General features: G+C 40.2%; 13 protein-coding genes and 1 pseudogene. 3 read left to right on the forward strand and 11 right to left on the reverse strand.

Going from position 1 to position 12402, the window contains the following annotated elements; genetic code table 11:
* Positions 1-58 precede the first annotated feature (58 nt).
* A pseudogene (locus tag HEQ36_RS16415) lies at positions 59-463 on the reverse strand (transposase); the annotation flags it as partial.
* 52 nt (positions 464-515) lie between these two features.
* Here HEQ36_RS16415 and HEQ36_RS16420 point away from each other — a divergent pair.
* The 3 genes from HEQ36_RS16420 to wecB all read left to right on the forward strand — a co-directional run bounded on the left by HEQ36_RS16420 (position 516) and on the right by wecB (position 2580).
* The gene (locus tag HEQ36_RS16420) at positions 516-671 is read left to right on the forward strand and encodes a hypothetical protein (protein WP_205748596.1); all 156 of its coding nucleotides are present in this window, start codon (positions 516-518) and stop codon (positions 669-671) included.
* Between the two features lie 610 nt (positions 672-1281).
* Positions 1282-1458: a hypothetical protein gene (locus tag HEQ36_RS16425; RefSeq protein ID WP_168636714.1), complete on the forward strand. Its 177-nt coding sequence runs from the start codon at positions 1282-1284 to the stop codon at positions 1456-1458.
* Between the two features lie 3 nt (positions 1459-1461).
* Positions 1462-2580: a non-hydrolyzing UDP-N-acetylglucosamine 2-epimerase gene (wecB, locus tag HEQ36_RS16430; RefSeq protein WP_168636804.1), complete on the forward strand. Its 1119-nt coding sequence runs from the start codon at positions 1462-1464 to the stop codon at positions 2578-2580.
* 70 nt (positions 2581-2650) lie between these two features.
* On the opposite strand, the gene HEQ36_RS16435 is transcribed toward wecB, so the two are convergent.
* The 10 genes from HEQ36_RS16435 to pabB all read right to left on the reverse strand — a co-directional run bounded on the left by HEQ36_RS16435 (position 2651) and on the right by pabB (position 12366).
* Positions 2651-2998 carry a peptidoglycan-binding domain-containing protein gene (locus tag HEQ36_RS16435; RefSeq protein WP_233455551.1) on the reverse strand — a complete coding sequence of 116 codons (348 nt, stop codon included), beginning with the start codon at positions 2996-2998 and terminating at the stop codon, positions 2651-2653.
* Positions 2973-3653, reverse strand: coding sequence for a reverse transcriptase domain-containing protein (locus HEQ36_RS16440; protein WP_267902195.1), 681 nt, complete (start codon positions 3651-3653; stop codon positions 2973-2975). The genes HEQ36_RS16435 and HEQ36_RS16440 overlap by 26 nt, the downstream gene beginning before the upstream one ends.
* Complete coding sequence (locus HEQ36_RS16445) at positions 3538-3813, reverse strand: reverse transcriptase N-terminal domain-containing protein (RefSeq protein WP_205748595.1); 276 nt, start codon at positions 3811-3813, stop codon at positions 3538-3540. Before HEQ36_RS16445 ends, HEQ36_RS16440 begins: the two co-directional genes overlap by 116 nt.
* 783 nt (positions 3814-4596) lie before the next feature.
* Positions 4597-5568, reverse strand: a complete 972-nt coding sequence (locus HEQ36_RS16450) for a hypothetical protein (RefSeq protein WP_168636713.1) — start codon at positions 5566-5568, stop codon at positions 4597-4599.
* Between the two features lie 28 nt (positions 5569-5596).
* Positions 5597-6613 (reverse strand): methyltransferase, encoded by a 1017-nt coding sequence (locus tag HEQ36_RS16455; protein WP_168636712.1) that lies wholly within the window; start codon positions 6611-6613, stop codon positions 5597-5599.
* 34 nt (positions 6614-6647) lie between these two features.
* Positions 6648-8078 carry a GNAT family N-acetyltransferase gene (locus HEQ36_RS16460; RefSeq protein WP_168465317.1) on the reverse strand — a complete coding sequence of 477 codons (1431 nt, stop codon included), beginning with the start codon at positions 8076-8078 and terminating at the stop codon, positions 6648-6650.
* A gap of 178 nt (positions 8079-8256) precedes the next feature.
* On the reverse strand, positions 8257-8538 hold the full coding sequence (locus tag HEQ36_RS16465; protein ID WP_039203516.1) for a chorismate mutase: 282 nt from the start codon (positions 8536-8538) through the stop codon (positions 8257-8259).
* 356 nt (positions 8539-8894) lie between these two features.
* Entirely contained in the window at positions 8895-9539 is a 645-nt protein-coding gene (locus HEQ36_RS16470) for a cupin domain-containing protein (protein WP_168636711.1), read from the reverse strand.
* Positions 9540-9594: 55 nt separating this feature from the next.
* Positions 9595-10173: a hypothetical protein gene (locus HEQ36_RS16475; protein ID WP_148760644.1), complete on the reverse strand. Its 579-nt coding sequence runs from the start codon at positions 10171-10173 to the stop codon at positions 9595-9597.
* A gap of 3 nt (positions 10174-10176) precedes the next feature.
* Positions 10177-12366, reverse strand: coding sequence for an aminodeoxychorismate synthase (pabB, locus tag HEQ36_RS16480; protein WP_168636710.1), 2190 nt, complete (start codon positions 12364-12366; stop codon positions 10177-10179).
* Between the last annotated feature and the right edge of the window lie 36 nt (positions 12367-12402).

The following is a 12402-nucleotide window of genomic DNA, read 5'->3' on the forward strand; positions in this document are numbered from 1 at the left end:
GGCTATTTCATTCTAAAAAAGATGGTAAAATGGTAGAGATAGCCAGGCATCTATAGGACTAATATTTGATTTTTGAAAAAGCTCCGCACATCTGAAGCATGGGAAAATCAAAGGTAGTGTGTCGGATAAACCATTCAAACATCCATTTTAAATGAGAAAATGTTGGTATCAACGCACAAAAACGTCGAACCCATGTTTTGGCTTGTAACCAAATATCCTCAATTGGATTTTGTATCGGACAATTGGGAGCAAAACGAACACATTGTATTTTCCATTGATCGCTTGAAAGTCCCTGATTAATTTCATCCAAAAAATCTCTAATTTCTTGAGAACGATGGTAACTAGCACCATCCCAAAGGATTAGTAATCGTTGATCAGGAGACTGTTTGAGTAAATAAAGTAAATAATCAATAGTATTTTTTGAATTACCTTTATCGTAACTTTTAATTAGGGCTTGCTGAATAAACATAAAACCGGGACAAATAAATGACTTGATGGGATAGAAAGTGAAAAAGGTGCAAGAAAAAGAGTTAAAATGGGTGAAACCCCTTGCATTAAGGCGCATTAATATGTATAAAAAAGCGCAAGAACAGGAAATAGCACCGGAAAAGCTTAGTGGTGCAGAAAACTTTTTTGAGTTTCACAATGAAAAGCCTGAAGGGTTAAAATAGAAGCTGAAACCCAATGACCTCGTTCGATGTCTTGAGAAATCCCAAATCCATTGTTTCGGGTATAATCCTTTATTTATAGGTGTTTCAGGGGTTTTTGGCACCACTAAGGATGAATAAACATCAGGAAAATTTATTAGTCCGTTTTAACGGACTTGAGCTATGAGACAGGGAATTTATTCCCTGGCGGGTGTGGAAGCCAAACAAATAAGCCATCTGTCCGCAATTCTCATTTTAAGGTTTCATGACATTTAAACCCTTACATTCATAGGGTTTTACAATTCTTAACAAATCCGGCGATAGCGAAGCGCTGCTGCAAGCAGTTCGCTGAAATGGCGCAGACTCGTTTCAAAATGAGAATTGCTGTATCAGTGGTATAATTATTTTTCGGATCACTCTTTTTCTGGAAGCACGCTTTATCTCTTTTCTCTCGTCTAGACTATAGTAAGTAAGCACTTCACAGGATTATAAAGATTTCTTGTTAAAAGATTTTTTACGAGTTTACTCGGTTTGTGGGGTTTCATTACCTGCTAGTCGGGGTTGGTAGTGCAATTGTAGGGACATAATGTTATTATGTCTTTAAGTTATCTGATTTTAAGAAAGAATTTTACGAATGTTAGAAAAGCTAATTTCACTTTCGGGAACAGAAGACCAAAATTTGCAAAAAATATCTGATAATCTTGGCATTTCCGAAGAAAATTTAATTCGTCAGGTTTTAACTGATTTTTTGGCAAGACAAGCGGATGATTTAGAATTTGAAGAATTTATGCATCATACTATAATTATTTAACTAATAACTAATCAACACCGTATTGGCATTATTTTAGGGACTCGTCCCGAAGCTATTAAACTAGCACCAGTAATTCAAGTTTTCCAAAATTCTCCAGACTTTGAATTGCAGGTAATTCTCACAGGACAACATCGAGAAATGGTTGAACAAGTAATGCAATTGTTCAAACTCAAAGCCGATTGGAATTTAGAGATTATGCAGCGACAACAATCTCTTAGTGATATTACTTGTCGAAGTTTACAAGGTTTAGAAGCATTATTTCAAACCCAAGAATTAGATTTTGTAATTGTCCAAGGAGATACAACAACAGCCTTAGCAGCTTTTTATCAAAAAATCCCTTTAGGTCATGTGGAAGCAGGTTTAAGGACTGATGATTTATTTAATCCTTTTCCCGAAGAAGCTAATCGAAGGTTGATTTCCCAACTGACACAATTACATTTTGCGCCAACTACTTTAGCTGTAGAAAACTTACAAAATTCTGGGGTATTAGGAGAGATTCACTTAACAGGAAATACTGTAATTGATGCCTTGTTAAATGTGGCTGCCAAAAAAACAGTTTGCAATATACCTGGGTTAGATTGGCATAAATATAGAACAATTTTAGCAACAGTTCATAGACGACAAAATTGGGGATCACCCTTGCAAGATATCGCCGAAAGTTTTTTACAAATTTTAGAGCAATTTCCTGATACAGCCTTATTACTGCCATTACATAAAAATCCCACAGTTAGAGAACCATTGCAACAGTTGTTAGGGAGTCATCCCCGCATTTTCCTAACAGAACCCTTGGATTATGCTGAATTAGTGGGAGCTATTGAGCGATCGCATTTAATCTTAACCGATTCCGGTGGCTTACAAGAAGAAGCCCCCAGTCTGGGTAAACCAGTCTTAGTTCTCAGAGATACCACAGAAAGACCAGAAGCCGTTACCGCCGGGACAGCCAAACTCGTAGGTACACAAACCGCAAATATTGTCACAGCCGCTAGTGAACTACTCAGCAACCCCGACGCTTACACGAAAATAGCCACCGCCATTAATCCCTTTGGCGATGGCCATGCAGCAGAACGCATTCTGCAAATTATCAAAAACTACCTGCAACAGGGAACAGAAAAACAACTTTAGTTATGTTTTTAAACATGGGTAACTATTGCTTCTTACCTCTTACCTTTCAATTAGAGTGATTAGACAGTTCCTAAATACCTAAAGCTCTCCGAGTTTGATAACCAACAACGCCATCTACACGCAGTCCGTTACGTCTTTGGAAGTGACGAATTGCGTTAATGGTGCGTGAGCCGTAAACACCATCAACTCTAATCCCTAAAGCTCTTTGAATTTCTCTAACTCGTTCACCTCTTGAGCCATATCCTACCGTCACCCTACCCCCAACACCGTATCCAGAACGATATCTGCGGTGAGAATAGCCAGGAGTATTACCAATCCATCTTTCAGCCGCATAGTATCCTCGGTAACGTCCCGAAGAAATTCTCGCAAATCCATTTCTGACACTAACTGTTTCACACGCGAGATATTTCGCCGCCAAATTTGCTTTTAGCCCCTCTAATTTTCCCGGCTGAATTGACAGGAAATTCTTGGTTTATCAGGCTTTCTAATCCATGTAAAGCGATGGATGCCAATAATGGCGAAATTACACCGCCTTGTGGTGTTCCAGCCGTAGTAGCTGCAAATTTTCCTGAATCTATCACTCCTGATTTTAACCAGGCTTTGATTTGTCGCCTGACTGAACCGTTCATGTTTAATTTCCGAAGTAATGCTTCCTGATTTATGCGGTCAAAACATTGCGATATATCTGCATCTAAAACAAATTTAGATTTTGATACTATGCAGTTTTTGATGTGTTTGATAGCATCATGGCATGACCTACCGGGTCGAAAACCGTAGCTTGATGGCTCAAAACGAGCCTCCCATTCCGGTTCAAGGGTAGCTTTCACTACCGCTTGTAAGGCACGGTCAAAAATAGTGGGTATCGAGAGCGGTCTAAATTCGGTTTTACCTGGTTTTGGTATCCATATCCGCCGTGTAGGTTTGGATTTACCGTTAATGAATAGACCTTTTGCCAAGTTAAAACGCGCTCCTGGGGATAGTGATTTGATACCATCCACTCCGGCGGTCTTTTTTCCCTGGTTGTCTTGTGTTACCCTTCTTACCGCTAATGCCCTGTTCGACCAAGACCTCATTAGGGTTTTCTGGAGGAAAGCGAACTCGTTTTATATCACCACAACGTGAAGCGGCATAGATGCGTTTTTGCAATTTAAAGACATATCGCTCGACTTGTCGCCAGTTGATAGTCTTCCATCCCTCAGTATCCAATGTTGAATCTGATTTAGGCTTATTCATTGCTATTTACACCCCTATATACAGACACATTGCGGGTTACGTCTGCTTATCCCGGACATTACTCCATCCCTTTTCAGGCTTTGACCGTTATTTCGGTCTAGGCTTTTGCTTTTTAACCCATCCCTCCCAAATAAAGCTTTTAGCTTGACTGCTTACCTATATATCGACCACTATAGGAACTATAATTTGGGTTATTTCGTTCCTGATATCCATTGTTTTGAGTCTTTAGGGGGGTGTCTATCCACCGGGGGTCTAGGAGGTACGCTGTTTCGGTAGCAAGATCCTAACAGTCCAAACCCCTTGTCGGTTATTTCCAACCCAAGGTGTGTCCGAAACACAAGCTTATATCCCTTGGCGAGATCTGACGATGGCTCAACGACACTTCGTTTACTCTCCCCATAAACTCTTGCTTGCAGTTGGTGCTTTCAGCAATTACCACCATTAACCGCTTTCATCCCCGCTTTACAGATTTGATAGTCAGTCTTCTCCGTAGGGGCTACCATTTCTGGTAGTTTATGTGCTTTCAACCCCGCACCAGGGCAGTAAGAATTGGTTCTTGGTGAACCTCACTTACATGGATATCAAGTTGTCATTAGTAGAGGATTAAAGTGCGAACTCAGCCCCATAAGGGTTACTCTACTAAAGCCTGGAATCCCCCCAGAAACTGGGTTTCTCCAGAACGAATCGCACTTGCAGGTATCCCGGCTGTACCCCTTATTCTTGAACAATCTGCTCTTCATAGTCCCCCCAATTATTGAGGGGAATACAAATCGCACTTGTTTATTACCTGCCCAATAATCCTAATCCAAATTTATAGGCACATTCGTCTAAGGCATTTAACAGATAGCCGCCCTCTTGGACTAAACAAAGTGGTATAGATGCTTGGGTGAGAATCTGACCAATTTCCTCGAAAATAGCAGGTGGTAAATGCCAACCGCCATGAGGATCATTGATAATAATGTCATAGCCAACAGAAACAACCATAGCTGCACAACCAAATTCAATTTTGGACTTTTTAACTAGCTGCTTAACTTCAGCTAAAAATTCCTCTGAACTAGGTGAATGGGAAAAAGGAATGAAAGTTTGACTATCATTAGCTGGTTGAACTTCTTTGTAAGGATAACTAAGGATTGTAGAACTGTGAATAGAACCGAACCAAACATCTGGTCGTGATGCTAATAAAGCAGCAGAACCATTGCCAAAATGAAAGTCAATATCAATCAATCCTACTGGACCTATTCCCGATTCCAGAAGTGTAACTACAGCCGCAACTGCATTATTTAAAAAGCAATATCCTCCTAACCAACCAGGCCCAGCATGGTGTCCGGGAGGTCTACACAAAGCATAGGACAAAGAAGCACCATTGACAATTTTCTGTGCGGCGGCGATCGCAGTTCTAGCCCCTTCACGAGACAAGTCGTAGACTCCCGCAAATAGAGGAGTATCTGCGGCAATTCCCTGGTCAACAAACGGATAATCAAACAGTAAGTCTTCTCCTACTAATGCTCTATTCCAATGAGCTAAAAAGTCAAGATAGGACTGTTCATGAATTTGTTGGAGAATGTTATCAAGATAGAGATCGCTAACCTCAGCCGTGGAAAAATTGCATTCAGGAAGACGCTGTAGACCTTGAATAATCCTCTGGCTACGTTCTTCAACTTCTTGTCCAGCCTTGTTTCCCTCAGAAGTCACAATGATAGGAGATGCTCCTTGCATTTCTGTTTGTAAGACCACCTCAAGGGACAAATTACTCATACAATCACCTCCCGCATTTCAAAAGTTATCAAACACGTACCAGTTCCATCAGGCTCAGGGGCTTTTCTGGAGAGAAAATATTCACTAATTCAAAACCTGATTTTCGGAAAATAGCCTTAAATTCTGCCTGGGTACGCACTAGTCCATGTCCCATACACATCGGATATAAATCTTCCCATTTACTCCAATGGTACTGATTGTCAACGGGAATTACTGGATCGATAACAAGCAGTTTGCCATTTTTAGGCATAGCATAGTTAATGTTTTCCAAAAATTTGACTATACTATCATCATCCCAATCAATCATGATATATGACATAAGATAAATATCACCCCCACTAGGAATGGACTTAAACATATCTCCACCGACTACTTCACATCGTTCATCTACTCCCTCCGCTTTCAGAAACTTAACGGCATCAAAAACTGTCTCAGGCATATCAAAAAGGAGTCCTTGTAAGTGGGGATTATGCTTGAGAATGGCAGAAATAATTAGACCTTGACCGCCTGCTATATCTACGACTTTGCCAACTTTAGAAAAATCATAAGATTTAAGAAGTTGGATTTGACAGTTTTGAGCAATACCAAACATTGATTGACTAAAAATCAAATTAGGTTCACTATTTTTTTCTAAATACTGCCAGTAATTGTTAACCGAATAAACTGATTTGATAGCTGGCTCACCTGTTTTGACAGTATGGTACATATCTCCAAAAACACGCCAACGCCACTCGTCAATATTAGTTATAGCCAAATATTTTAAAGAGTAAGGATTATCACTTTGAAGATATTCAGCTAGCGGAGTAAGAGCAAAATGACGTGGTTCAACCTCATGGAAAACCCCTACGGTACTAAGACATCGAAGGATGCGATAGAGGGAGGGAGCATGACTTTCAGTAGCTTGTGCCAACTCTTCAACACTTTTTGCTCCTTCTGCCAACAAGTCAGCAATGCTCAACTTCGCAGCAATCCCCAAAGCCTGACTAATCCAAGATGCACAAGTTAACTTGAAAAAATCATCAGGACGTATATCTGTAGTCATCATGTCGCTCCTTATTACTTTAATTGACTTTCACGGGTTATATTGTTATGCTTGATCCAAGGAGTTTCCGCATTCTAGGACCGAAATCTTCAAAGCCACTCTTTTGATAAAAATGGTGGGTATTAGAAAATCTGGGGAATTCATGGGTTGGCAAACATACTTCTAAACGAGAAATTCCCTGTTCATGAGCATAGGTTTCCACAGCTTGAATCAGATTTTCACCGATATTTTGACTGCGATGATCTGGATGAACCCATAGTTCCTGAATCAGTACAAATTGACCTGCTACATGAATCGCTTCTTGCACAGTTAAAGTAATCAAACCAAGGATAGAATCATTGTCTCCTTCTGGATTAGCAATGAAAATAGCACCAGGATATTTCCCTTCAATTACACGCTGACAAATTGCTGTGGCTTCAGCAGGAAGTTGAAATTCTGGAATACCTTTTAATTCTGCTAACAGAGAACCAATACCTGCAAGGACAGCAGGAACGTCAGCCAATTCAGCAGAACGAATCTGGTATGCTTGTTGAGAAATAGCCTTGGGTGTGGACTTTTGTAAAACCGTTCCTGATAGCCAACGAGATGCCATTTCATCTTCTGGGTTATTCAGCATTTCCTGGAAACGCTCTTGCAGCAGTTGGGTAACAGGTCCAGGAAATTGGCTACCGAGAATCTGTCTATCTACCGCAGAAACAGGACGGATCTCATGATAAGTTCCGCTCACAAATACTTCATCTGCCACCATTAAATCGCCCAAAGGCAGAGGTACTTCTCTGACAGGGATATTCAATCTATTTGCAAACTCAATCACTAAACGCCTTGTGACTCCATCAATACTTTGAGGAAGAATAGGAGTATATAAAACAGAGTTTTTGACGATGAAAATATTTGCTCCTGTCATTTCGCAGATAGTTCCATCTGGATTTAACATCAGATTACCGTCAAATCCCATTTTTTTAGCATTGCGATCGGCCGCAGCTTCCACAGCATAGAAGCCACTAATTTTACCTCTAGCGAGGGTAGAACCGGCTTCGGGACGACGGATATGACTAATGCCTAAAGTCAATGGTGGTAAAAATCCTGAACTGTCAGAACGCCAAGCCATAACCAATGCAGCCGAAGGGAATGGGGAAGGATCTAACCCCAAACAATTGCCGTTTGGATATACTAGCAAACGCACATATCCCTGTTGTAAATTGTTCGCACTTACGGCTTGCCACAATGCTTTGATAATTGCTTCGGGTTCCACAGGGGACAATCCCAAAGATAACATTGACAATCGTAATCGGTTGAGATGTAAATCTAATCCTAATATCTTTGAGCCATTGACAGTGGGATAAAGTCGAAATGCTTCAAAGGCAGCAGTTCCAAAATTGAGGGCATGATTATCTACTGGCAAACGTGCTAATTCAGTAGGTACGATGCGTCCATCAAGGTAAGTCCAAGAGCAAAATTCTAAGGCCATATAACAATCCTAAATTTGTTGCAAAAAAATTGTACTCTTTAGAGGGAACAGAAAAAACTCATCTTTAAAAACATGAGATTGAAATAATGAAACTGCTTTTTTGACTGAAGCTCTAAACTCAGAACTAAAGTTTCTTATCTGTTCCCTGTTCCCTGTTCCCTGTTCCCTTTTTTAGTAATTAACCTTGCGCTTCTATAATCTCATCTTCCATCCGACAAGTTTCCTGAATGATGAGGCTGTATAATGCAACCATAAAATCTCCATCTAACCCATACTGCATCCCCAATTCTCGACGACGCTGTTTCACAGCTTCCACTCGTTCGGGTTGCATCATCGCAATTCCGTGTTGCTTTTTAAAGTTAGCCACCCGCTGACAAATTTCAAATCGCTTGGCTAATGCCTCAACAATCTGAGAATCTACAGCATCAATTTCTGCTCTAAAACCTTCCAATCCACTCATTTTCAGATTCCCAAATTTTCTTACCAATCTTCTCATTTATTCAATACCTTTGCCATTTTTTGTAGGTTGGGTCAAGCGACAGCGCAACCAACGCTCATGTTGGGTTTCATGCTAATTGCTCCGCGTTCACGCAGTGTCCCGCAGGGATACGTTCACGTTCCACAACCCAACCTACCAATCAAGGCTTTTTTTACAGCAGTTTTCATGTATTTGTACCACACGCTAATTTTTCTATTCCTTTCTTCCTTTGCGTCTTTGCGCCTTTGCGTGAGATATAAAATGTGGTTCATTTACCCGAAAATCGCTGTAATTTGGCTAAGGTATTATTAGCATCAATTTTCTTAGAAGTTGGGTATCTATAGTGAAACCTTAACCAAAGAAATAGTTCGATCTGAAGTATTATACCCACTATGGGAAACACCAGGGGGAGCATAATAAATGCTACCATATCCTAAAAGTTTTTCTTCTTCCCCTACTTTCATCATCATTTGCTCATTAACAATAATGCCAATTTCTTCTTTGGTACTTGTATATATGGGTAATTTTGCGTGGGCAGGAATTTCCAAAACAGCTATTTGAAACCATGAACAAGCACCGAATTTACAAGAAAAACCTGTTGTTTTATCTATTGTAGGTTGGAAAGTGAGGATAGGTTCATCAATGACCTGATCTGATTTATCTGATTGAGATCCTATTAAATATTTCATCTCAAATCCCAGAACATTTTCTTGAGAAAGAATCGTAGAACCATGAGGAATATTACTTCCGGCAATATAAGCTTGTTGGAATGGCTCTAAAATTGCTTTCTGATCATTGACATTAATTTCCACAGAACCAGAAAAAAGCATCCCCATTTGGCTTTCTGGATGTTGGTGAGGTTCAAAAATTGCTCCTGGTGAGATATTAGCTAGTTGAATAACTATTTCTTGACAACGAAAAAGTGTCAACTCTAAATCTGGGCGCGGCTTGATAGTTTGAGGAACTGGGAAAAATGTTGACATTTTCTAATTATGTAAATTGATATAAATGGGAAGAGAATCAGACACCAGAAAGTTCTCATTGGAAAAGTTGAGGATTTTTGATCCCAATAACTCCCTGCTGTCTATTTTGTTGACGACCATATACGAGCCAAGCTGTTTGGACAGAGCCAATAACTTCATCAACTACTAATACATCAGGATTTTCTTCAGCAAATTGTAAAGCTGCAATACCGCTATCATACTTACCCGCCAGCAAATTTTGACCCACCACGGGCTTGGCCGTTTCATGGATAAAAGTTGAGTAGCGTTCTGTATTTACATAAGCCCGCGTAGCAGGCATTAATCCTAGACTGCGGGGATGTTCTACATCACGACGAGTTAGGAGTCCCATAGCACGAGTTGGACATAAGAAGCTATCAATTACGAATACTTCCCGAAAGTATTTTTCTGTTAATTCATAAACTTTAGGATGAGCAGAGTTTTGGATAATAAAGTCAACTTTACCATCATGTAGTAACTCCAGTGCGTCTAACAGATCATTGAACAGTTCTATTTTGGCATTAGCCACTTCTTGAAACTCAATATAAGATTGAGTCGCTAGTTCATGGCAAGTTCCAACAGGTCCAAGAGTTGCAAAAATTAGTTGTTTATTCATTGCCTACACACCTACTTTTTCATAGTTATCAAAAACCTCTGTTTCTGTTCCCTGGATATAATATTCATCGGGATCAAAAACGCCATTTGTTGTGATCATCAATGCCTGAATCAATGCTTTAGCTTTCAGCATGATTTCTTCAAACTCCATTTGGGGATCAGAAAGTGCCACAATACCACCGCCAACACCAATGGAAGTTTGTTCGTCCGTGATCACAGCAGTACGAATAACAATATTCAAATCGGCTGAACCATTTAATCCTAAAAAGCCAATAGACCCAGAGTAAACTCCCCGTGCTTCTTGCTCTAATCGATCAATAATTTCCAGGGTTCTAATCTTAGGTGCGCCCGTCATAGAACCCCCAGGAAAGGCGTTACGAATGCAGTCTACAGCACTCATATTAGCGCGTAATTGACCACGAATTGTTGTCACCAATTGATGTACTGTAGCGTAGGTTTCCACAGCCATTAATTTGGGAACATGAACCGTTCCCACTGCACAAACCCGTCCCAGATCATTTCTAAGTAAATCCACAATCATCAGATTCTCCGCTCGATCTTTTTCGCTATTTTGCAAGCGATCGCGTAGAATAAAATCTTCTTCAGGTGTTTTTCCTCGTGGTAATGTTCCCTTGATGGGTTTTGTTTCTGCCCAACCTTGGCGATCAATTTGCAGAAATCGTTCTGGAGATGAACAGGCAATTCCCACATCACCAAAGCGCAAAAATGCAGCATAAGGAGCAGGATTGATGCGGCGTAATGAACGATAGAACTCTAGCGGATCAGGTGTTGTATCTGTGTAAATCTGGTTTGTTAAACAAACTTGATAAGTTTCTCCTTCGTGAATTTCTTGTAAGCATTTTTCAATATCATCAAGATAAGTCTTTTTAGACCTGCTTAATCTAAAAACAACAGGTGTTTTTTCGTTTTGAGGAACAATAGGCGACAGAGGAGGAAGATTGTTAACTTGGTGTGTGATCGCTTCAAACCAATCTTCGGCGGAGGCTGTTTTTCCTTTCTGAATTAGACAAAGCAGATAGATAGTTTGCTCTTGGTGATCAATTGCAATCATTCGATCTGCTAACATAAACATGGCATCAGGTAAGGCAGATGTGTGATTGAATTTTCCTCCAGATTCTGCCTTTAATTCATAGCCAAAATAACCCACAAACCCGCAGTTAAAATCAAAAGGTAAATGCTCAGATGAGCAATGTCGTCGTTGAATTTCCCGCTGGAGATAATCAAAAATCCCCTCTGTTTTGAAACTGACAGTATCGGACTGTGTAATTGTCAGTTCCTGCCCTTGCGTCCGATAATGGATTAGGAGACTGTTTTCACCACTGTTATCTCCCATGAAAGAAAAGCGAGAAAGACCAGGTTCAACCCGACTGCTATCTAACCAAAATGCACTGGCTGATTTACTAAACAAATGTACAAACATCTGTTCTGTATCGGGACACAGTTCGGCTTCGCTCACTGTAAACAAATTCAATTTGCGCGTACAAAGTTCAAATTCCTGTTGCTGTTTTTTCTTAGTAGAATTTGTGGGTAAAGTTCCATTCCCGTTATTTTCTGTCCAATAATGTTTTTTCGGACTTTTATCTCGTTCCTGGGCAAATTTTTGGGTAATTTCTTTAAAATTCTCAAACAAAGTATGTCCATACTCAGTACAAATTGACTCTGGATGAAACTGTACACCCCACATTGGTAAAGAGCGATGGCGCATTCCCATGATCAGGTTGTCCTCTGTCCACGCTATTTTTTCTAAACAGTCCGGTAGGTCATCTGCAACCAGCAAAGAATGGTAGCGCACCACAGAAAAAGGAGAAGGTATTCCCGCAAACAAATCAGTAGCAGTATGATAAACCTCACTGAGCCGACCATGCCGAACTTCAGGTGCGTGAATAACTTTTCCTCCATAGCTAAATCCTAGTCCCTGATGTCCCAAGCAAACGCCTAGAAGTGGTACTTGGGCATTTTTAATCATTTGACGACAGATCCCAAAATCTTTTGATTTTTCTGGACGACCAGGACCTGGTGAAATCACGATGTTATCAAATTCCCATTGTTTCAGTTCATCCCATATAACTTGATCATTATAAATTACAGTGGGATACTCTCCATTAACTTCTGCAATCAATTGGTAAAGGTTAAAAGTATAAGAGTCGTAGTTATCAATAATCAGGGTTTTCATGTTTAAATCTTCCTAATTAACTCGTCGAAAGGGCTA

Origin of the sequence: Anabaena sp. 54, from assembly GCF_017355725.1 — a bacterium.
Taxonomy (GTDB): Bacteria; Cyanobacteriota; Cyanobacteriia; order Cyanobacteriales; family Nostocaceae; genus Dolichospermum; species Dolichospermum heterosporum.

Bases quoted from the DNA above. Each gene is read 5' to 3' on its own strand.
- HEQ36_RS16425 (WP_168636714.1), top strand. From the start codon at position 1,282: ATGTTAGAAAAGCTAATTTCACTTTCGGGAACAGAAGACCAAAATTTG.
- HEQ36_RS16440 (WP_267902195.1), bottom strand. From the start codon at position 3,653: ATGAGGTCTTGGTCGAACAGGGCATTAGCGGTAAGAAGGGTAACACAA.
- HEQ36_RS16445 (WP_205748595.1), bottom strand. From the start codon at position 3,813: ATGAATAAGCCTAAATCAGATTCAACATTGGATACTGAGGGATGGAAG.
- HEQ36_RS16450 (WP_168636713.1), bottom strand. From the start codon at position 5,568: ATGAGTAATTTGTCCCTTGAGGTGGTCTTACAAACAGAAATGCAAGGA.
- HEQ36_RS16455 (WP_168636712.1), bottom strand. From the start codon at position 6,613: ATGATGACTACAGATATACGTCCTGATGATTTTTTCAAGTTAACTTGT.
- HEQ36_RS16460 (WP_168465317.1), bottom strand. From the start codon at position 8,078: ATGGCCTTAGAATTTTGCTCTTGGACTTACCTTGATGGACGCATCGTA.
- HEQ36_RS16465 (WP_039203516.1), bottom strand. From the start codon at position 8,538: ATGAGTGGATTGGAAGGTTTTAGAGCAGAAATTGATGCTGTAGATTCT.
- HEQ36_RS16470 (WP_168636711.1), bottom strand. From the start codon at position 9,539: ATGTCAACATTTTTCCCAGTTCCTCAAACTATCAAGCCGCGCCCAGAT.
- HEQ36_RS16475 (WP_148760644.1), bottom strand. From the start codon at position 10,173: ATGAATAAACAACTAATTTTTGCAACTCTTGGACCTGTTGGAACTTGC.
- pabB (WP_168636710.1), bottom strand. From the start codon at position 12,366: ATGAAAACCCTGATTATTGATAACTACGACTCTTATACTTTTAACCTT.